Annotated in this window: 23 protein-coding genes and 2 tRNA genes; 10 read left to right on the forward strand and 15 right to left on the reverse strand. The window is 67.7% G+C overall.

Annotated elements, in window-relative coordinates:
* Window positions 1-60: 60 nt before the first annotated feature.
* From B4V04_RS18230 to B4V04_RS18250, 5 genes are all read right to left on the reverse strand, one after another.
* Complete coding sequence (locus B4V04_RS18230; RefSeq protein WP_498233064.1) at window positions 61-813, reverse strand: DNA-directed RNA polymerase subunit D; 753 nt, start codon at window positions 811-813, stop codon at window positions 61-63.
* A gap of 1 nt (window position 814) precedes the next feature.
* Window positions 815-1,204: a 30S ribosomal protein S11 gene (locus B4V04_RS18235; protein ID WP_004046448.1), complete on the reverse strand. Its 390-nt coding sequence runs from the start codon at window positions 1,202-1,204 to the stop codon at window positions 815-817.
* Window positions 1,205-1,210: 6 nt separating this feature from the next.
* Window positions 1,211-1,738: a 30S ribosomal protein S4 gene (locus B4V04_RS18240; RefSeq protein ID WP_144796569.1), complete on the reverse strand. Its 528-nt coding sequence runs from the start codon at window positions 1,736-1,738 to the stop codon at window positions 1,211-1,213.
* Window positions 1,735-2,259 (reverse strand): 30S ribosomal protein S13, encoded by a 525-nt coding sequence (locus B4V04_RS18245; RefSeq protein WP_498233065.1) that lies wholly within the window; start codon window positions 2,257-2,259, stop codon window positions 1,735-1,737. The genes B4V04_RS18240 and B4V04_RS18245 overlap by 4 nt, the downstream gene beginning before the upstream one ends.
* A gap of 57 nt (window positions 2,260-2,316) precedes the next feature.
* Window positions 2,317-2,402 (reverse strand) — tRNA-Ser (locus B4V04_RS18250).
* Between the two features lie 268 nt (window positions 2,403-2,670).
* On the opposite strand from B4V04_RS18250, the gene B4V04_RS18255 reads away from it, so the two are divergent.
* The 10 genes from B4V04_RS18255 to B4V04_RS18300 all read left to right on the forward strand — a co-directional run bounded on the left by B4V04_RS18255 (window position 2,671) and on the right by B4V04_RS18300 (window position 9,564).
* Window positions 2,671-3,711 (forward strand): zinc-binding dehydrogenase, encoded by a 1,041-nt coding sequence (locus tag B4V04_RS18255; RefSeq protein WP_498233066.1) that lies wholly within the window; start codon window positions 2,671-2,673, stop codon window positions 3,709-3,711.
* Window positions 3,701-4,057 carry a DUF7977 family protein gene (locus B4V04_RS18260; RefSeq protein WP_498233067.1) on the forward strand — a complete coding sequence of 119 codons (357 nt, stop codon included), beginning with the start codon at window positions 3,701-3,703 and terminating at the stop codon, window positions 4,055-4,057. Before B4V04_RS18255 ends, B4V04_RS18260 begins: the two co-directional genes overlap by 11 nt.
* Window positions 4,058-4,164: 107 nt before the next feature.
* Complete coding sequence (gene cmk, locus B4V04_RS18265) at window positions 4,165-4,743, forward strand: (d)CMP kinase (RefSeq protein WP_498233068.1); 579 nt, start codon at window positions 4,165-4,167, stop codon at window positions 4,741-4,743.
* A 45-nt stretch (window positions 4,744-4,788) separates the two neighbouring features.
* Window positions 4,789-5,760 (forward strand): RNA-guided pseudouridylation complex pseudouridine synthase subunit Cbf5, encoded by a 972-nt coding sequence (locus B4V04_RS18270; RefSeq protein WP_498233069.1) that lies wholly within the window; start codon window positions 4,789-4,791, stop codon window positions 5,758-5,760.
* Window positions 5,761-5,835: 75 nt separating this feature from the next.
* A tRNA-Pro gene (locus tag B4V04_RS18275) sits at window positions 5,836-5,906 on the forward strand.
* A 78-nt stretch (window positions 5,907-5,984) separates the two neighbouring features.
* Window positions 5,985-6,254, forward strand: coding sequence for a DUF7563 family protein (locus B4V04_RS18280; protein ID WP_498233070.1), 270 nt, complete (start codon window positions 5,985-5,987; stop codon window positions 6,252-6,254).
* Window positions 6,244-6,804 carry a hypothetical protein gene (locus B4V04_RS18285; RefSeq protein WP_498233071.1) on the forward strand — a complete coding sequence of 187 codons (561 nt, stop codon included), beginning with the start codon at window positions 6,244-6,246 and terminating at the stop codon, window positions 6,802-6,804. Before B4V04_RS18280 ends, B4V04_RS18285 begins: the two co-directional genes overlap by 11 nt.
* A 108-nt stretch (window positions 6,805-6,912) precedes the next feature.
* Window positions 6,913-7,302 (forward strand): hypothetical protein, encoded by a 390-nt coding sequence (locus B4V04_RS18290; RefSeq protein WP_498233072.1) that lies wholly within the window; start codon window positions 6,913-6,915, stop codon window positions 7,300-7,302.
* Entirely contained in the window at window positions 7,289-7,675 is a 387-nt protein-coding gene (locus tag B4V04_RS18295) for a hypothetical protein (RefSeq protein ID WP_498233073.1), read from the forward strand. The genes B4V04_RS18290 and B4V04_RS18295 overlap by 14 nt, the downstream gene beginning before the upstream one ends.
* Window positions 7,672-9,564: a DUF7845 domain-containing protein gene (locus B4V04_RS18300; RefSeq protein ID WP_498233074.1), complete on the forward strand. Its 1,893-nt coding sequence runs from the start codon at window positions 7,672-7,674 to the stop codon at window positions 9,562-9,564. The genes B4V04_RS18295 and B4V04_RS18300 overlap by 4 nt, the downstream gene beginning before the upstream one ends.
* Before the next feature lie 294 nt (window positions 9,565-9,858).
* Here the strand turns inward: B4V04_RS18300 and B4V04_RS18305 are convergent, their stop codons facing one another.
* The 10 genes from B4V04_RS18305 to B4V04_RS18350 all read right to left on the reverse strand — a co-directional run bounded on the left by B4V04_RS18305 (window position 9,859) and on the right by B4V04_RS18350 (window position 18,260).
* Window positions 9,859-10,200, reverse strand: a complete 342-nt coding sequence (locus B4V04_RS18305) for a hypothetical protein (protein WP_498233075.1) — start codon at window positions 10,198-10,200, stop codon at window positions 9,859-9,861.
* Window positions 10,197-10,520, reverse strand: coding sequence for a hypothetical protein (locus tag B4V04_RS18310; RefSeq protein WP_498233076.1), 324 nt, complete (start codon window positions 10,518-10,520; stop codon window positions 10,197-10,199). The genes B4V04_RS18305 and B4V04_RS18310 overlap by 4 nt, the downstream gene beginning before the upstream one ends.
* Window positions 10,520-10,894 (reverse strand): hypothetical protein, encoded by a 375-nt coding sequence (locus B4V04_RS18315; protein ID WP_498233077.1) that lies wholly within the window; start codon window positions 10,892-10,894, stop codon window positions 10,520-10,522. Before B4V04_RS18315 ends, B4V04_RS18310 begins: the two co-directional genes overlap by 1 nt.
* Window positions 10,894-12,855: an LPS-assembly lipoprotein LptE gene (locus B4V04_RS18320; protein ID WP_498233078.1), complete on the reverse strand. Its 1,962-nt coding sequence runs from the start codon at window positions 12,853-12,855 to the stop codon at window positions 10,894-10,896. Before B4V04_RS18320 ends, B4V04_RS18315 begins: the two co-directional genes overlap by 1 nt.
* Before the next feature lie 39 nt (window positions 12,856-12,894).
* Complete coding sequence (locus tag B4V04_RS18325) at window positions 12,895-13,938, reverse strand: hypothetical protein (protein WP_498233079.1); 1,044 nt, start codon at window positions 13,936-13,938, stop codon at window positions 12,895-12,897.
* Window positions 13,938-14,252, reverse strand: coding sequence for a hypothetical protein (locus tag B4V04_RS18330; RefSeq protein ID WP_498233080.1), 315 nt, complete (start codon window positions 14,250-14,252; stop codon window positions 13,938-13,940). Before B4V04_RS18330 ends, B4V04_RS18325 begins: the two co-directional genes overlap by 1 nt.
* A 96-nt stretch (window positions 14,253-14,348) precedes the next feature.
* Window positions 14,349-14,618: a hypothetical protein gene (locus tag B4V04_RS18335; protein WP_498233081.1), complete on the reverse strand. Its 270-nt coding sequence runs from the start codon at window positions 14,616-14,618 to the stop codon at window positions 14,349-14,351.
* Window positions 14,618-14,884 carry a hypothetical protein gene (locus B4V04_RS18340; protein ID WP_498233082.1) on the reverse strand — a complete coding sequence of 89 codons (267 nt, stop codon included), beginning with the start codon at window positions 14,882-14,884 and terminating at the stop codon, window positions 14,618-14,620. The genes B4V04_RS18335 and B4V04_RS18340 overlap by 1 nt, the downstream gene beginning before the upstream one ends.
* Before the next feature lies 1 nt (window position 14,885).
* Window positions 14,886-17,870, reverse strand: coding sequence for a hypothetical protein (locus tag B4V04_RS18345; protein ID WP_498233083.1), 2,985 nt, complete (start codon window positions 17,868-17,870; stop codon window positions 14,886-14,888).
* 87 nt (window positions 17,871-17,957) lie between these two features.
* Window positions 17,958-18,260: a hypothetical protein gene (locus tag B4V04_RS18350; RefSeq protein ID WP_498233084.1), complete on the reverse strand. Its 303-nt coding sequence runs from the start codon at window positions 18,258-18,260 to the stop codon at window positions 17,958-17,960.
* Between the last annotated feature and the right edge of the window lie 2 nt (window positions 18,261-18,262).

Below are 18,262 nucleotides of genomic sequence, written 5' to 3' on the forward strand. Positions count from 1 at the left end.
GCGCCGCGGCTCCGTGCAGGGGCGAGCGCCGGCCGCGTGGTCTGAAGGTCCGTCATTACGTTAGACCGCGACTTTCGTCTGTAGTTCGTCCGCGCGCTCCTCGATGGAGTCGATCGCGCGGAGCAGCAGTTCCTCGACGTCGAACGACCCGTCCGTCTCGATGTGGAAGACGAACGCGCCGGGGACGTCCTCGATCGCGACCTCCTTCCCGGGGAACCGCTCCGAGAGGTCGTTGTCGAACTCGTCGGTGAGCTCGATCGACCCGTCGGGCGTCTCGATGACGCCGCGGAGGATCCGGGGCTCGTCGTCGTCGAACTCGCCGAGGTCGCCCTCGACCGTGACGCGCTGGAGGTGGCGGTAGCCGACGGAGACGCCGCCCTGGTGTTTGGCGTGCTCCTTGCCGGTGTTCAGCACCGCGTCCGCCTCGAACTCCAGCCGCTGTCCCTCCTTCAGCTCGATGATCGGCACGTTCTCGTCGGCGACGCCGACGAGCGGGTCGGCGCTCTCGATGTCGCCGGAGTACGCCGTCGCCGGTCCCTCGACGTCGAGCGCGAGGGTGACCTCGTCGCCGACCTCGAAGTCGTCGAGCGGCGTCGTCAGGGGCACCAGCCCCAGCCGGAGGCCGATCATCTCGTCGAACATGACGGAGGAGTTCTCGACGAACCGGACGGTGTCGATCGAGAACGTCGGGACGTCGGCGATCATCGCGCGGCGGATGCCGTTCGCGAACGCCGGCGTGAGCCCGCGGATCAGCACCCGCGCGCTGCGTTCGTCCCGTTCGACGTACTGGACGTCGAAGTCGTCTTCCGTCATGTCAGACTCGCTTGTTCTTTGGCGCCTTCGTCCCGTCGTGCGGGATGGGCGTGACGTCCTCGATCCGGCCGATCTCGACGCCCGCACGCGAGAGCGCGCGGATCGTCGCCTGCGCACCGGGTCCGGTGGACTTGTTGAGGTTGCCGCCGGGGCCGCGCACGCGGACGTGCACGCCCTCTAAGCCGGCGTCCTTGACGCGCTCGGCGACGACCTCCGCCATCTGCATGGCGGCGTACGGCGACGCCTCGTCGCGGTTCTGCTTCACCACGGTGCCGCCGGACGACTTGGCGATCGTCTCGGCGCCCGTCTCGTCGGTGACCGTGATGAGCGTGTTGTTGAACGACGCGTACACGTGGGCGATGCCCCACTTTCCGTCCTCGGATTCACTCATGGTTGGTTACTCCTGTGACTCCGCGCGCTCGGGGTGGAGATCGTCCGCGAGCGGGCTCGTCTCGTCGAAGGCGATGGCGCCCTCGTCGTCCACGTCGACCTTCACCGAGGGGCGCGTGACGCGCGCGCCGTTGACGGTGATGTGGCCGTGGACGATGAACTGGCGGGCCTGCTGCGTCGAGGACGCGAACCCCTGCCGGTAGGCGACCGTCTGGAGACGGCGCTCGAGCAGGTCGGTCACGTCCAGCGAGAGGACCGCGGAGATGTCGTCGTTGTCGCCGAGGATGCCGATGCGGCGAAGTCGCGAGACGAACTCCGCGCCGGCCTCCTGGGCGGCGTCGACGTCGCCCTGGGCCTCGCCGAGCAGGCGACGCGCCTCGCGTCGCATGCTGCGCAGCTCGGACTGGGCGCGCCAGAACTCCTCTTTGTTCTTCAGGCCGTACCGCGAGAGGAGGTCGGACTCCTCGGCGATGCGCTCGCCCTGGTACGGGTGGTTCGGCGTCTCGTAGCCCTTCGTGTTCTTGCCGGTGCTCATTCCTCGTCACCCGCCGCTTCTTCCTCCGCCATCTCCTCGCGGATCTCCTCGACGTTGACGCCGATGGTGCCCTCGGACCGACCCGTGGACTTCGTGCGCTGGCCGCGTACCTTCTGGCCGCGCTTGTGGCGAACGCCCTTGTACGATTCGATGACCTTCATCCGGTTGATGTCGTGGCGACGCTTCTCGCTGACGTCGGTGCCGACGAGGTGCGTCGTCTCTCCGGAGTAGAAGTCGTTCTGTCTGTTCGTCATCCACGACGGGACGTGGTCTTCGAGGTTCTCGGCGATGTCGACCACCGCGTCGATGTCGCCCTCGTCGAGGAGACCGAACGTGGCGTTGCGGTCCACGTCGGCCTTCTCGGCGACCAGCCGCGCCGTGCGCGTGCCGATGCCGTCGAGTTCGGACAGGCTTCGCTCGACCGTCTTCGTCCCGTCGAGGTCCGCGCCCCCGATCCGGACGAAGTACTGGAGGTCTTCCTCCTCCTCCGGCGAGTCGTCCTGTGATTCTTCCGTGCTCATGTGTTGGTTGTGGTGAGCCCTACCGGCGCGAATCCGGCGGTGCTCGGTCCGTTCGAGCGTTGCGGCGGGGATTCGAACCCCGGAGGCAGTGACGCCACAGAGTTAGCAACCCTGCGCCTTGGGCCAGGCTTGGCTACCGCAACTCGCGTCGTATCGTCGCCCTCGTGGACTCGGGACCCGGTGCCCCTGCAGTTCGTGCATCCGTACGGTCCCGCTTTCGCTACTTAAACATCACGGAAGGGCGGAGCGAGTGCGCCCGGTTCGCACGGGTGTGAGGGGTTATCACGGGAGGACGGGGATCCGCGTCGCGGGTGAACCGGAATCCGTCGAGCCCGACGGTCCGCGGATCTCGCTCCCGCGAGGGGTTCCGTTTGGCGTACTGTTTAGTGGGTGCCGCGGGTGGACCGACTCATGAAGGCCGTCCAGTTCGGTTCCCACGGCGACCGCGACGTGATCGAGTACGGCGACTTCCCGGACCCGGAGCCCGACCGCGGCGAGGTCGTCGTCGACGTCAAGGCGGGCGCGCTGAATCACCTCGATATCTGGACGCGTCGCGGGATGCCCGGAATCGACCTGGAGATGCCGCACATCCCCGGCAGCGACGCGGCCGGCGTCGTCGAGTCGGTCGGCGAGGGCGTGACGCGGTTCGAGCCCGGCGACCGCGTCGCCGTGAGCGCCGGCGTCTCCTGCGGCGAGTGCGAGTTCTGTCGCCACGGCGAGGAGTCGCTGTGCCCCTCCTTCCACATCATCGGCGAGCACGTCCGGGGCGTCCACGCCGAGAAGGCCGCCGTTCCGGTCGAGAACCTCGTCCCCGTCCCCGCGGGCGTCGACTGGGAGGTCGCCGGCTCCGCGTCGCTCGTCTTCCAGACCGCGTGGCGGATGCTCCAGACCCGCGCGGACGTCGAGGCGGGCGAGAAGGTCCTCGTGCTCGGCGCCTCGGGCGGCGTCGGCCACGCCGCCGTCCAGATCGCCGACCACGCGGGCTGTGAGGTGTTCGCGACCGCCTCCTCCGAGGAGAAGCTCGCGCACGCCGAGTCGTGCGGCGCCGACCACGTCATCGACTACGAGGCGAACGACTTCGCCGAGGAGGTCGCCGAGATCACCGGCCGCCGCGGCGTCGACATCGTCGTCGACCACGTCGGCGAGGCGACGTACCCGGACTCGCTGAAGTCGATGGCGAAGGGCGGCCGCCTCGTCACCTGCGGCGCGACCACCGGCCCGAACCCCGACGCGGGGCTCAACCGCATCTTCTGGAACCAGCTCTCCGTCATCGGATCCACGATGGCGACGCCCGGCGAGGTCGACGACGTCCTCGAACTCGTCTGGGACGGCACCTTCGAGCCGTACGTCCGGGAGACGCTCCCGATGAGCGAGGCCGCGCGCGCTCACGAGATGATCGAGAACCGTGAGGGATTTGGCAAGGTAGTCGTTAAACCCGATAGTGAGCTCTGAGACCGACGCGGACGGGAGCGCGGCCGGCGGCTACGTCCACGTCCCGGACGGCGAGAGCGGGGAGCGCCCGGCCGGCGAGGAGCCGGCCGCGTCGGGATCGGACGCCGGACCCGTCGACGCCGGGGAGCCGGAGGGCGACGGCTTCGGCCGGGAGGGATGGGCCTTGACGGCCGTGCTGTTCCTCTGCGCCATCGTCATCCCCGGGGTCATCTACCTCTACCCGTACGCCGCCGGCTGGTTCGGGCTACCGTTCTTCGCGACGTACCTCGCGCTGCCGCTCGTTCCCGCGGTCCTGCTCGGGCTGGTCGCCGTCTGGTCGATGACCGCGGCGACGCGGGACCGGTAACGGGGAGCCGCCGGGGTGCCACCCGCCGCCGACGAGTCACCCGCCGACTGCGACGCCCGCGAGCGCCGAACGACAACCGTTTTGAACGACACCCGCGCAGTAGCGATATGTTGATCACCGTCTCCGGCCCGCCTGGCAGCGGGAAGAGCACGAACGCCGCTGGGCTCGCCGATCGGCTCGGGATGGAACACGTCTCCGGCGGCGACATCTTCCGCGAGATGGCGGCCGAACGCGACATGACGCCGGTCGAGTTCAACGAGTTCGCGGAGGAGGACCCGCAGTTCGACCGCAAGCTCGACCGGCGCCTCCGCGAGATCGCCACGACCCGCGACGAGCTGGTCCTGGAGTCGCGGCTCGCCGGGTGGCTCGCCGCCGAGCACGCCGACTTCCGGTTCTGGTTCGACGCCCCGCTCTCGGTCCGCGCCGAGCGGATCGCCGACCGGGAGGAGAAGCCCGTCGACCGGGCGCGAGCAGAGACCGAGCGCCGCGAGGACTCCGAACGAAAGCGGTACCGCGAGCTCTACGGCGTCGACATCGACGACCTCTCCATCTACGACGCCGCGTACAACACCGCTCGCTGGGGCCCCGACCGCTTCCTCGACGCGCTCGTCGCCACCGTCGACGCGTACGACCCCGCGGCCGACGAGGGGAAGGCGCCGATCGAGGGCGTGCGCTACGACTTCTGAATCCGCGACGACACGGTATCTCCACATGACCGACACAGCCGACATATGACCGACACAGACGACGACGCTCCCGCGCCCGCTGACGACCCGCTCCGAGCCCCGCCCGACGAGCGCTCGGTCCCCGAGCTGCTCCGGTTCGGCGTGGTCAACGTCGACAAGCCGGCCGGCCCGTCGTCCCACCAGCTCTCCGCGTGGGTGCGCGACGCGATCAACGACGCCCTCGACGCGCTCGATCCCGAGGGCGAGCCGATCGACGGCGTCGCTCACGCCGGCACCCTCGACCCGAAGGTCACCGGCTGTCTCCCGACGCTCACCGGCGATGCGACCCGGGCGGCCCAGGTCTTCCTGGAGGGGAGCAAGGAGTACGTCTCGGTCCTCGAGCTCCACGGGTCGCCGCCGGGCGACTTCCGCGAGGTGGTCGGCGAGTTCGAGGCGGAGATCTACCAGAAACCGCCGCGGAAGAGCGCCGTGACCCGCCGGCTCCGGACCCGGACGATCCACGAGCTCGACGTCCTCGAGGTCCGGGACCGGCAGGCGCTCCTCCGGATCCGGTGTGAGTCGGGGACGTACGTCCGAAAGCTGTGTCACGACGTCGGCCTAGCGACCGGCGTGGGCGCTCACATGGGGCATCTCCGCCGGACCGCCACCGACCCGTTCGACGACCGCGACCTCCACGCGTTGCAGGACCTCGTCGACGGGCTCGCGTGGGCCCGCGAGGGCGACGAGTCGCTGCTCCGCGAGGTCGTCCGGCCGGCGGAGGAGGCGCTGGTGCATCTCCCATCGGTCACGGTCGCCCCCTCGGCCGCGCGCAACGTCGCCACCGGCGCGCCGGTGTACGCGCCCGGCGTCATCGACGCGGACGCGGGGGCGACCCACGATGCGACGCCGGAAAGCGACGACCCGCCGCTCGTCGCCTGCCACACCCCCGACGGCGCCGCGGTCTGTCTCGGCCGGCTCGTCGGCGACCCGGACGCCGAGTCGGGCGTCGTCGTCTCGCTGGAACGGGTCCTCGTCTGAGAGGGTCGTGGCCGGGCGGCGAGGTGTGAAACGAAGTCCTTAATTACCGGACTCTCGTTTTTTCGGATGCAGACGGGGACCGTGGGGTAGTGGTATCCTATGCGGATGGGGTCCGTATGACCTGAGTTCGACTCTCAGCGGTCCCATAAACATTCTGACTGCTTCCCATTATCGGAAGCCTCAGCGCCGTCTAGCACCCGAAAACCGCGTTCGGGGGGTGCGCTATGAACCGCCTCCACGGCGGTTCCGACAACGGCGGTCGCTGCCTCCACTGCGGGGGCCACGTATCAGAAAGGTTTCAGTCAGTCTTCGGTGACGACGACGACCGCGCCCACCGCTGTCTCGGCTGCGACTGCTTCCGTCGCGTGAGCAGCGGGAGCGCCGCTGGAGTCAACGTCGATCTTCCGGACCCGGACGACCATCCGAACCGGAACCGCGGCCAGCGCGTCGGAGCCGGCGTCCGCGCCGACGGAGGTGAGTTCGATGGCTACTGACGAGCGCACCGCGTGGGAGCAGCGCACGCGCACCGAGCTCGAGCCCGACGTCGGCGCCGTCGACACGGACGACCCCTGCGAGCAGTCCGACCACTGCGACCGCGAGCAGCAGTACCGCGTCCCGTGGCCCAACTTCGGCGGCGACGTCGCTCTCTGCGACTACCACCTCGCCCGGTACCGTGACATCAACCCAGAGATTTGGGGCCGCGTCCGCGCCCTCGAGGGCGTCGAAGATCCCGACGTGTACGCCGTGATCGGCGACCGCTTCCTCACGCTCGACGAGGTGCCGACGGAGATCTCCGTCGATGGCGAGAAGATGCGCCGCGTCGCCCTCGGTGCCGACGGCCTCGCACTGTTCGACAGCGCCGAGCCGGACGACGACGGAACAGTTCGCTTCAGGACGGTCGGCCGTGACCTCGAGGCCCGCGAGACAGTCGCGGTTCCGAAGAAGCACGCCGGCGGCTTCCTCGACTGGTACCGGAGGAAGGAGGGCGTCCACACGCTCGATCCAGACGCTCGCGACGCGCTCCACGGTGGTGGTTCGGCGTGAAAGACGCCGATGAGATTGAACAGTACCGAGCTGAGTGCGACCGTTGTGGGGCTACCTCCCCGTGGTTCGACCGTCGAGATTCGGCGAGAGAGGCCGCGGACGTGATGGGTGGGGCTCCCGACCCCGTTCACGGGAACGTCGAACCGTGCTGTGGCGGTGGCGCATCCGTCAAAACGAGAGTGGTGGAAGATGCCGAGTGACGACCGTGCGGAATACGGAGACGAGACTCTGCACGTCGACGACGATCTCGGGCTCTGGGTGCCGCCGCGCTTACGCGAGTTCGAGAGTCAAGTAGTGTTCCGAACGCCGAGAGGAACGGTTCAGCACTTCGGATCGCAGCCGCTCGACGCGTACTACGGCCTCATCGACAAGTCGGCGTTCGGTGACGCTGACGAGTTCCGCGACTGTCGGAACCCAGAACTCGCGCCGGACCGCGTTTCGATCAAGCCCCAGGGAGAGGAGGCGCAGGTATTCGAGGTGGACGATGTCGGGCGATAAACACACTGAGGGACTCGATCACGTCGTACTCCGCCGGCCGATCGCCCGCTGGATCGGCGACGAGAAGGTCCCGGCGAACCCTGTCACGAAGGACGTTGTCGACGGCGCTGTCGGAACACCGCTGATCCCGCGGCGGCGGATTGGCGGCAAGCACGTCAACGCGGTCCGCTCGGACGCTGTCCCCGTTCGTGGGTACCGTGACGGGCGGTTCGTGCTCGCGATCGCACCGGAACACGCCTCCGTCGATGTGTTCGATCCGTCTGAGCACGACCTCGGCGAGCCCATCACTGAGCCGTGGGTCCCGCTCGTTGCGGTGTTCACCGCTGGCGAGGAGCACCCCGTGGTCGTTCCCCGGAAGGAGGTCGACCTGTGAGCGACGACTACCTCGAGCCCGGTCCGCAGGGCGGGCTCGACGAGCTGCTCGAGGAGGCCGAGCCGGTTACCGCTGCCGACCAGGACACGATCGAGGGCGAGGTCGACTCCGAGGAGGCGCGCGAGCTCCGCGACGCCGCCGGTGATGCCTCGCGACAGGTCCATCCTAGCAGCCCGGAGGCGACCGAGTACCAGACGTTCGACTCTGACGGCCCGATCCCCTGCGTCGAGCCGCGGGTTCACGCCTTCGGCGCTCACCTGCTGTTCTCTCAGCCCGACGTGAGCGAGCAGGGCCATCCGGGCTCGCTGTCGCCGTACGACGCGATCGTCTCGCAGTACGAACCCAGCATCGCCGACGACGTCGGCTCGTTCGTCTTCGACGGCGAACTTTGGGAGATCAACCCGGAGAAGACGCGCTACTGGTCCGGCGGCATCGCGGCGCCCGGCCGCCCGTACGAGACGTTCAACGAGTACCAGATCGGCGTGCGGGCGCAGGACGGTCTCGGTGAGCGGAAGGCCACGCTCCAGTTCCGTCCGTCGCTCCCTGACGCGCGCACCGCGGACGGCGACCGGATCGACTCGATGCCCGAGGACCTCCCGTACGGACTGCGCGTCCAGGCTAACTCCAGCAACCTCGAGCCCGACGAGGTGATCCCGCTGATCCGTCGGCTCGCCGAGGAGCTGAACATCAACTCACACTACTTCGCCGACGAGTGCGTTCACGAGTACTCGAACGCCTACCAGATGGAGATGTACCTCCGGCTGGACCGCAGCGCCGGCGAGCAGCACGTCGCCGGCAAGGGTGCCGTCCTCGACCAGCTCGCGCTGTTCGGTTCGAACAACCGCGGACGCGGCGAGTACAAGTGGGATAACGAGAAGGTCGTCGGCCACCGCAACGCGGTCGCGCTCGACGAGGCCACCTGGAAGAAGCTCACGGACACGGAGCATCGCGTTGGGAAGCTGACGAAGTACTACCATCCCGAGTTCGCCCGGTCGGAGGAGACGTCGGCGGAGGACGATCCGCTCTCCGATCCGAAGCTCGAGCTCCAGTGGTCGAAGGAGTACTCGAGTCGCTCGTCGGTGCCGTGGGACGACGAAGACGCGTTCGATGTCGAGTCGCTGCGGCACGAGCTCGACGAGTCGCTCCTGAACGTTCTACTGTGGGCTGGGCTGCCGACGCGGGCCGACCCGCGCACCTACACCGCCGACCACTACTTCGAGGCCACGGAGAGCGAGCGAGATCTCGACCTCGTCGGGAATCGGATGCCGAACGTCCAGGAGGGCGAGGAGCAGCAGGCGGTCGCTCACTTCGCTCGCGGTGACGCCTCCGAGGGCGAGCGGTCCGTCATCGCGGCGCTCACGGACGGCGGAGACGGCGCGCACGTCGATCGGATCGCCGAGATGTCCGATACCTCTCGGTCGACCGTGTACCGCGCGGTCGACAAGTTCGACGACCTCGTGCAGGTCGCGAACGCGAAGATCTCGTTCGAGGACAGCGTGATCCGCGAGAAGTTCCAGGATCTGCTGTCCACGTTCGAGGACGTCACCGAGTGGGTCGTCGGCGGTGTCCGGCAGCTCGCCTCGGAGGAGGCTTCGATGATCGACCAGGACTCCGCGCTCGCCCGCTGGGCGCGACGTCACGGCGTCTCGATCACTGAGTCCGCCGACGGGATGGTTGTCGACCTCGGCGGCCGGCCGCTTTCGCGCCTCGAGCTCGTGAAGCTCATCCGCGCCGGCGTCGACGCCGCGGAGGACACCGGGATGATGGCGTACCGGAAGTTCCTCAGCGGTGAGTTCTCCTGGACGGAGCGAGGCGGCGGTCGCCGGACGAACCAGCGGCCGATCAACCGGAACGGCGACGTGCTGTTCTCCTCGAAGCCGCCCCGGTAGCGCGGCCCCTCGTGAGTGGCAACACTACTCTGACCCCTGTTTCTTGTCGTCATAGTTAGGTTTTGAGTGGCATCTGGGCCGGTTTCGGCGTCGATCTCGGTCTCGATCAGACTCGACGTCGTCGCGAGCGCCGCGGTGGATCCGGGTGCGATCCCACGGGGTGGGACGGACCCCTTAGGGAGTGTGCCTAAGGGCACCCCCTTCGGGGGAAAATACTCAGCAACCGCTCAGCACACCTCCAGTTGAAGCACTCGAAACAGGGGTTCACCCCGCGCGAAAAAATAAGAGGCCGATCTACTCTACCAGCGACACCCACTCTACCTCACCGCGCATCGCGGCCACGTCGGCCGCGCTGGGTAGCTGCACCATCGCCAGCCCGAACACGGCCCACGGAGCCGAGGAGATGGCGAACGCCCACACGAGCGCCGTGAGGCCGCACAGATACGGCGCCGCTCCAGCGACCCGGTCACCGCGCGTCCCGGTCGGAGGCCCCGCAGTGGGCTCGACGTACAGCCCGAGAAACTCGAACCGCGGCTCGCGTCCGGTCACGATCCAGACAAGGTAGTGTGCGACCTCGTGGGCGATCGCCCCAGCAAGCGCGGCGGCGATCCAAGAAAGAAGCTCGAGGAGACTCATGCTCGGCGGTCCAGTGCGAGGATGAGCCCCGACAGGATCAGCGGCGGCACGATCAGGATGACCAGCGCCGCGAACGAGCTGATCACGCCGAACATCTGGCCGAGGATTGTCCCGCCGAGGATCAGCACGAGGACGAACGGGATGATCACCGAGCCCTGCCGGAGGAAGATGTTCAGGCCGATCCCCGAGTAGAGGACGGTGCCCACGACGAGCGAGCTCGTCGGTCCCGCGTACGAGCAGATGATCGCGTCCCATAACTCGAAGTTCTGCATCGCCTCGTTGAACATCTCCGCCGCGTAGCGTCCATCGGGACACGCCATCAGATGTCCACCCCCCGAGCGTACGCCAGGATGTCCGCCGCGATGACGATCGGGAGCACACCGAACGCCCACGTGATCGCGTCCTCGGCCGGGCCTGGCGGCGCGATGTTCACGAGCATCTGCACACCGGGTCCGAGGCCGCTGACGATCCCCTGCACCGTGTTGAGCAGCGCGTTGTAGTAGCCGAGCAGCGTCCCGCCGATGGCCTCTCCGGTCTGGATGTCGCGCGCCGCGGTCTGCGCCTGCTCGAGCTCCTCCGCGTTCCCGGTCTCGGCGTTGATCCCGAGCTGGTCGTCGATGTCGTACTGCTGCATCAGCCCGCCCCAGCCGTTCAGCAGGAGCAGGAAGATCAGCAGGATGAACGAGATGCGCATCAGGTCTGCCCTCCTCGGTAGTGGTAGACCACTGATATCGCGATGGCGAACACCACCGCCGGGCCCGTCGTCGTCAGCGAGAGGAGCCCCAACTGCCAGAGCATCCCGCCGACGAGCGAGGTCGCGATCGCACCCGTGCCACGGTTTAGTTCGCTGAACATCATCCCCGTGGCGAGCAGGATGAACACACCGACGCCAGTGCGCCATCCGTCACCGAGGTCTCCCGGGATGAGGTCACCGCGCGGGCCGGACACCGGCTCGCGGAACTGTACGACACTCCCGCCGCGGTCAAGGTAGATTTCAGCCATCCATGTCTTGTTCGTCTCGTTCGCCGTCAGCGGTTCCTGGTACACGATGTCGTTCGCGTCGCTGAAGGTGACGTTATCAACGAGAACGTTCGATTTATTAAACCGCTCGTGGATGGTCAGCGTCACCCCATCCGTCTCGTTGGCCGAGTCGAAGTACTTGAACAGGATGTACTGGCCAGTCTCGTTCTCCGTCACCGACCAGCCGTACTCCTGCTCGCTCTCGACGACTTCAATCGTGGCCGAGCCCGGAGACAGCTGCACGGTCTCCGAGCGAATCGCAGTGTACGACCCGATCGTCGCCGTCGACCCAGTCTCCAAATTCCGAATCCTGAGTCGGTAGCGCTCGTCCTGTTTCAGCTGCACGGGCACGCCTTGGATGCCGAAGCTGTCGCCGGCGATCGTCCGCCATTCGACAGACCCGTTTCGTTCGAGGTCGCGCTCCACGAACAGGACGGTGTTGTCCAGGCCGTACGCACCCGTCGGGTCCTGCAAATTAAACCTCACCTCGTACGTGTCGACGCTCTCGTTCAGTAGGTAGACGTCGGACTGGTCGTAGATCGACTCGATGACGGCCGTCCGCGTGGTGTAGTTCTCACCACCTGCCCGGACGATGATCGGCTCGTCAACGGGGAAGTTCGTGAGGTCTATCTGTCCATTCGAAGTGTTCCGGCGAACCGTCTCGTCGCCGTAGTACGCGGTCACATTCACCTGGAGGTTGTCGAGTACCTCGTCCGGGTTCTGTTCCGAGCGGAACGTCAGCGTCGCCGGCGAAAGGAACGTGAACGTATCCGAGGTCGTGGTGTAGCTGTAGTCGTCGCTCACCTCAACATACCAATCAACCTCGCCGCCGAGCGAGATCTCCGTCGTCGTCGACGCCGTGCCATTCTCCGAAAGCGTGACCGTGTCGACCTCCTCGCCATCGACCACGAACGTTGCATCGACCTCGTCAGCCGGATCGTCGAAGTCGGCGTCCGACACGTTGATCGAGAGATCGACCTCCTCCGTCGTGGTCTCGGTGCCATCAGCCGGTGACGCGGAGGAGTTGTCCACCATCGGCGCGTCCGGCGAGAGCAGAATGATCTCCTCGTTTGTAGCCGCCCCCACCGGGATCTCCGCCGTCCCTGATGAGGATGTCGTCGTACTCGTCAGCACCGTTCCCGAGGTCGTGCGCGCCGCAAACGGTTCGCCTCCCGGAAGCCCGGTGACTGTCAACGTCCCCGAGCCGTCCGCGCTGTAGGTGATCTGTGACGTGGCATCCAGTTGGGCATCCTCGAAGTCGAGCGCAGTCACGCCGCCGCTGACTGAGATTGCAGACTTATCACCCGGATCGATGGTGATCTCCGAGGAGCTCGCATCTATCGTAGAGAGGTTCGTCGTCTCACCAGCGAACTGATCAACGGAGAGGCTCGCCGTTCCGTTCGCCGAGAAGCTCGTGTTATCGATGACGATCGTCGAGTCATCGACGAACGGGTTCTGTTCGGACAGCTCATGATCCACGCCCGTCGAGACCTCGAGGCCTGTCGATGTCTCGTAACTCGTTCCGGCGCCCGCAGTGAACAGCGCTGTGTACGCGGCGACGCCGCTGGCGAGGACGGCGAGAACGAGTAGCGCCGCGATAACTTGGCGGCGTGAGATGCCTGGTTTGGGAATCATTTTATTTTGTTTTCATGATAATCTGCGGCACCGAGTCAATCAGCTCCCATCGTCCACACCAAACCAGTTGAGGTCGACACGAGATTCGCTAACCCCATCGTTTGCAGAGATCCCTCCATAGGTTGATGTGGAGTGGGTTGTGTCTGTTTCCGCCCCCTCACTCGCGCCATCGACGAAGAGTTCCCATCCGCCGCTGGCATCGCGTTCAACTCGGATGACGAAGGGGGTACTTGGTAGCGACGCGCTGATGAGGCTCGATGAACTCCCGCTGTCATCGACGTAGAGTCCAATATCATTAGCCATCAAAACGTAATATCCGTCCTCGTAATTCGCACGAGAAGAGCTACGGAACGTGGTCGAATTGGCGGTAAGACTAACGTAACACGCTCCCGCTGCGGATGACACTTTGAACTCCCATGTGTAGTTATCTAACGAGGACAGGGAGAGATCTGCCCGCAGCTTGTCACCCGTGCCACCGCTCGTCTCAACAGTCAGTGTCTCGCTCGACACGGAGGGTGTGCCGCGGTCGACTGTCCACGCAGGTCGCTGGAGGCTTCCTGATCCGTTCTCCGGAACGAGCGTCGAATCTGTCCCGCCAAACAGCGTCGTGTTGTAATCGTCCCGATCGGACGTGAGATTTCCGTCCGCCCAGTCGTCGAGAAAGACTACGCTGTCGGGTATTGCACTCGCAGTCAACGCGTTGTGCATCGCGACCTGGCCGTCAGTCGGATGTTCGAGACGACGGTTGGGATACGCTGCGCCGGACGTAGCCTGCGGGATGAACCCAGTTCCTGTCGGTGAGCCTCCGGCGTCGACGTACAGACGGTCCTTGTCGATCACATTCTCACCGACTGCGTCGCCGACGGCCGCGACCGGCGCCGTGTCGACTGTGCCGTCCCCGTTCGCGACTCGGTACTCGGCAAGGCCCGTCTGGGTGGTCCCGTTCGCGTCCTCGTACTGCGGCTTGATGTCGACACGGAGCCACTCCTCGTCCGGCTCGGGGGTGGCCGGGTCCGCTGTCCGCTGCTCGATCTCCAACTGCTCCGTCCGGAACAGCCCGCTCTCGATGATACCGCGCCCCATTACTCGACCACCCACCGTGTTCCGCCGGCCGGGCTACTCGGGTCGCTCGAGCGCGGGATGAACCGGATGCGATCAGCGCGTAGCCGAAGCAGCGGGTCGTCAGTTGGCTCCGGGAACGTCCCGGTCGGCGCCGCACTCACGACGTCGCTGCTGTACACGCCGAGAACGCCGAGCCCAGCGGCCGCCGCGGCCGACGCGACGACCTGCCGACGACTGACGCCGCTTCGCTCCGCCTGCAGCTCGCCGCGGAGCCGCCGCACCTCCTCTCGGAGCTCGGCGCCGCTCATCTCCTCGAGCGGTTGCTGTTCAGTCATCGGCCTCGATGCTCACCGTCGCCACGTCGACGACGCGCGTTTCGTCGGTCGGTTCTCTCGCCGCTTCGTGCATCACCGTCAGTATTCTATCGAGTTTCATGGATACCTCCGTCCGAACAGTGCGCTATCGTACTCCGCCGCGAAGCCCCACAGCAGCGACCCGCCGATGAAGATCATCGGCAGGTACATTGCGAACACGCGGTACATGTCCGTTCGCCAGCCGCTATCGACGAACGTCCCGATGCCGTCCGCCGCGAGGAAGTACAGCTCACCACCCGGCGCGAAGTACACCACGCCGAACCAGTGGCAGATCACCGCGATGATCCAGATGATCCCGATCGTCGCGTACCGGTACATCCGGGACATCAGTACCCCCTCGACAGCACGCCGGCCGCGACCAGTCCGAAGAACACGAGGAGCAGGAACGCCACCGGCAGGACCTGGTCGAGACCAGTGTTGATCCACACGTTCGTCTGTGCGCCGCCGTACCCGCCCGGCGCCCGACTCGCCGCATCGTCCAGGAACACGCCCGTGATGGTGTACACGACGTACAACACGACCGCCCCGCCGGCGAGGCTCGCGATGCCCTTGATGCCTTCAAGCGCCTGCTGGAGCCCCTCGTGTCTCCGCATCTCACTCACCCGTGAACGGATTGATGAGGTCGCGTTCGAGGACGCTACTCTCCTCCGAGAACCCGCCGAACGGGCTCTCGCCACCGCGCCGATCACCGCGCAGGTCCGACCGCTCGAACTCCCGGCGCGACCGGGTGTTGGTCTCGAGCCCGAGCTCGCTCCGGAGCTCCGAGCGCGACCGCGTATCGAGGCGGGTGTCCGTCCGCGTCCCGCTCTCGATCTCCGTCCCGAGCCGCGTGTCGGTCCGGCCGCCCGTGTCGAGTCGCGTGTCCAGCCGCGACCCCAGGTCAGCCTCGAGGCGCGTTCGGCTCTGTAGTCGGCCGCCCAGCACGTCGTTCGCCACGTCGACGCTCGACTGCTGGGCCGCCTGGTTTCGCGCGAGCGGCGACTCCGTCTGGTCGCCGAGCGTCGGCTCCACGCGAGCCCGCGACCGCGTCACGCCGAACGACTCCGTCTCCGTCTCGAGCTCCGGGCCACGCGCCCGGCTCTGGTCGATGCTCGGCCCGCGCGTATCCTGCAGGTCCGACCCCTGCTCGCGGAGCCGCGACCGCGTCTGCAGCTCGCTTCCCATCTCCGTCTCCACCTCGGACTGCGTCTCCGACCGCGCCCGCGACCGCGGCACCTGCGCCTGGCCCCGGTCGTCGGACGTGAAGTCGCGCACTCGGTCCCGAGCGTCGCTCGCGCGTTCCCGGACGCGGCTCGACGCCTCCGCCGCCCGGAAGCGCGCCGACACCGCCTCCTGCCGCGCCCGCTGCCCGGCCTGCGAGACGAGGTTGTCGTTCGTGCCACGCGAGGGCGCGTCCGACCGGAACGCCTCCTCGGCGCGGAAACGCAGCGCCGTCGCCTCCCGGGCGACCCGCGACGCCGACGACGAGCCCGCGCGCCGCGCCGTCTGCGCCGTCGCCTGCCCGGCCCGGAGTGCCGCCTCCTCCGAGAAGATCAGCGGCTCGCGGTTCGGGAACGCGCGCTGCGCCGTCCGCTCGCTCGTCGCCGCTCGCGTCGCGCGGAAGCCGATGGAACCAGCGAGCTCCTCGCCCGGCTGAATCGCGTACCGGGCCGCCGTTCCCGTGCGGGTGCCTACGCGGGACGCCGCCGAGATCGCGCCGGCCGAGCCGATGAGCGATCCGGCGAGAGCGCCGCCTGTTCGGAAAGGAGCTTCCCGTGCCTGGTCGAGTGCTGAATTGGCGAGAGCACTTCCTCGCTCGTCAGCTTCGGATAGGAACTCGCCACCCGTACCGCCCGCTGTTCTCCCGATCGCTGCTGCACCAGTCTCTGCTCCCTCAAGCACCCCGCCGGCGATGCCCGGCACGTTCCCGATCGCCGCCGCCCCGCTCAGGCCGCCGGCGCCGAAGTTCCGGATTCGCTGGTCGTACGTGCTCGCGAGGTTGTCGCGACCCAGGGCCCGCAGCGCGATGGCGCCGGCCGAGTTCTCCGTGTCGGTGTCCGTCGCGAACGCTCGGTCAGCGAACTCATTCGTCCGCCGACCGTAGCCTTCCGCGGCGTCGTCGATCGTCTGCTCGACCTCGTCTTCGGGACCGGCGAGGCCGAACGACCAGTCCACGTCGAAGCTCTCGCGCCGGTCGACGCTGAACTCGACTTGGCCGTCCTCGGTCGTCTCGACCTCGACATCGCTCGCGTCGTAGTCCTGGCCGGTCTGCTCGGAGACGCGCTCGGCGACCTCCTGGCGAGCGGCGTTCAGCGACGTCTGCTGTTCGGGGCCCGCGGTCGTCGCCGGGGCGGACTGGCCGCCGCGGCCGCTCCCGCTGGTCCCCTGGAGCATGCTGTCGTCGGCGAGGCCGCCCGCCTCGTTCCGCCGGGACCGGACGATCTCCTCGGCCGTGCCCTGGTCGACGGTGAAGCCGCCACCGGAGACGCGCTCGGTGTCTCGGGTGTCGATCTGCGTGTCCGGGAACCGACGGTTGATGCGCTCGGCCGCGTTTCGCTCGCGCTGCCGTTCGCGGACGCTCTCCTCGAACTGAACGGTCACGTCGCCGTCGTCGGTGACGACCACGCTCGCGTCGCTGCTGTTCGCGATGTCGACCTGCGAGCCGGCGTCGCTCCGGAGCTGGTTCCGGAACTCGTCCGGCACGTTCCGCGCCGGCGTCGCGTCGGCGTCGGTCGAGTACACCGGGATGACCCGACCGGAGTCGGTCTCCTCAAACCCCGTGACCGTGACCTCGGACTGGTCGACGCCCTGCTGTTCCGCGACGTCTTCTCGGAGCGCGCCGATCACCTCCTCGTCCCGGGCCGGTTCGGGGCGCGTGTCCGCTCGCGGCGCGTCGTCCGGCGTGCTCGAGCCGAGCGGGCCGGCGCCGCCGCGATCGTCGGGCGACCGCGACCCGCCGCCGCGGTTGTTCGTCCCCGTGTTCGGCCCGGCGGCGCGCTCCCGACGCGGGGGAGTCGGGTCGCGCCCGGTCGGCCTCCCACCGCCGTCGTCCAGTGAACGGGAGCCGCCGCCCCTGTTCACGGTGCCGGTGCGGGTTCGCGAGTCCATCCTCGTGCCGGCGTCGCGATCGCGCATCCCCCCGCCACCGTCGTCGGGCGACTGAGGCGGGTTCCGTCGGTTCGACGTCGACCCCGTGTCGTCGCTCCCGCTGGAAGACGAGGACGAAGAGGAGTCACGGCTCGACCCGCTCCCGGCGTCGATCGGGTCGCCGCTGTAGCTCTCCCCGGCGCCGCCGTCGAGGCCGCCGCCGGCGCTGGGCTCGTTGCCTCCGCCGCCGACCGGGTCGCTCCCGACGTTTCGATCTCGCGTCGAGCCCGAGCTCGAGGAGCCCCCGTCGCTGCTGCTGCCGCCACCGCCGTCGTCGAAGTCGTCGGCGCCGCCGGTGTACGTGTCTCCACCACCCGAGTCGAGACCACCGCCGGAACTCGTCGTAGGCTCGGTGTCGTCGCTTCCCGAGCTCGTATCGCTGTCGCCGCCGTCGTCGAAGTCGTCGGCGCCGCCGGTGTACGAGTCACCACCGCCGCCGTCGAGGCCGGACATCGCTACCGACCTCCCCTTCGGCTGCGCTCGTTCAGTCGCCTATACCGCTGTCGCCGTCGAGACTGCCGATACTGTGCGGATGTCATGTTACTGAACCTCCTCCGTGAGTTGACTACGGTCCCGCGCGATCTGCAGCGGCCCGGTGAGGGCCACGAAGAGATTCGGGATCGCCATCGCGATGCCGAACGCCGCCAGCGACGGGTACGAGTACGCGAACTCGGATCCGCCGCTGACTGCGACCACGTTGAGCGTGCTGTACGCCCAGAGCGACCACGAGAGCGTTCCGGCGAGGCCGCTGATGATAGCCAGCTGGTCGTCGCCGGTCCGGAGCGAGATCGTGGTCGCGACGAGCGCGACGACGCCGACGAAGATGAGAGTGTGTTGGAGCATTG

This window comes from Halorubrum sp. B52 (assembly GCF_059752555.1).

Bases quoted from the DNA above. Each gene is read 5' to 3' on its own strand.
- B4V04_RS18345 (WP_498233083.1), bottom strand. From the start codon at position 17,870: ATGTCCGGCCTCGACGGCGGCGGTGGTGACTCGTACACCGGCGGCGCC.
- B4V04_RS18350 (WP_498233084.1), bottom strand. From the start codon at position 18,260: ATGCTCCAACACACTCTCATCTTCGTCGGCGTCGTCGCGCTCGTCGCG.
- B4V04_RS18295 (WP_498233073.1), top strand. From the start codon at position 7,289: ATGTCGGGCGATAAACACACTGAGGGACTCGATCACGTCGTACTCCGC.
- B4V04_RS18340 (WP_498233082.1), bottom strand. From the start codon at position 14,884: ATGCGGAGACACGAGGGGCTCCAGCAGGCGCTTGAAGGCATCAAGGGC.
- B4V04_RS18305 (WP_498233075.1), bottom strand. From the start codon at position 10,200: ATGAGTCTCCTCGAGCTTCTTTCTTGGATCGCCGCCGCGCTTGCTGGG.
- B4V04_RS18255 (WP_498233066.1), top strand. From the start codon at position 2,671: ATGAAGGCCGTCCAGTTCGGTTCCCACGGCGACCGCGACGTGATCGAG.
- B4V04_RS18285 (WP_498233071.1), top strand. From the start codon at position 6,244: ATGGCTACTGACGAGCGCACCGCGTGGGAGCAGCGCACGCGCACCGAG.
- B4V04_RS18310 (WP_498233076.1), bottom strand. From the start codon at position 10,520: ATGGCGTGTCCCGATGGACGCTACGCGGCGGAGATGTTCAACGAGGCG.
- B4V04_RS18235 (WP_004046448.1), bottom strand. From the start codon at position 1,204: ATGAGTGAATCCGAGGACGGAAAGTGGGGCATCGCCCACGTGTACGCG.
- B4V04_RS18330 (WP_498233080.1), bottom strand. From the start codon at position 14,252: ATGACTGAACAGCAACCGCTCGAGGAGATGAGCGGCGCCGAGCTCCGA.
- B4V04_RS18240 (WP_144796569.1), bottom strand. From the start codon at position 1,738: ATGAGCACCGGCAAGAACACGAAGGGCTACGAGACGCCGAACCACCCG.
- B4V04_RS18230 (WP_498233064.1), bottom strand. From the start codon at position 813: ATGACGGAAGACGACTTCGACGTCCAGTACGTCGAACGGGACGAACGC.
- cmk (WP_498233068.1), top strand. From the start codon at position 4,165: ATGTTGATCACCGTCTCCGGCCCGCCTGGCAGCGGGAAGAGCACGAAC.
- B4V04_RS18270 (WP_498233069.1), top strand. From the start codon at position 4,789: ATGACCGACACAGACGACGACGCTCCCGCGCCCGCTGACGACCCGCTC.
- B4V04_RS18320 (WP_498233078.1), bottom strand. From the start codon at position 12,855: ATGATTCCCAAACCAGGCATCTCACGCCGCCAAGTTATCGCGGCGCTA.
- B4V04_RS18245 (WP_498233065.1), bottom strand. From the start codon at position 2,259: ATGAGCACGGAAGAATCACAGGACGACTCGCCGGAGGAGGAGGAAGAC.
- B4V04_RS18335 (WP_498233081.1), bottom strand. From the start codon at position 14,618: ATGTCCCGGATGTACCGGTACGCGACGATCGGGATCATCTGGATCATC.
- B4V04_RS18325 (WP_498233079.1), bottom strand. From the start codon at position 13,938: ATGGGGCGCGGTATCATCGAGAGCGGGCTGTTCCGGACGGAGCAGTTG.
- B4V04_RS18315 (WP_498233077.1), bottom strand. From the start codon at position 10,894: ATGCGCATCTCGTTCATCCTGCTGATCTTCCTGCTCCTGCTGAACGGC.
- B4V04_RS18280 (WP_498233070.1), top strand. From the start codon at position 5,985: ATGAACCGCCTCCACGGCGGTTCCGACAACGGCGGTCGCTGCCTCCAC.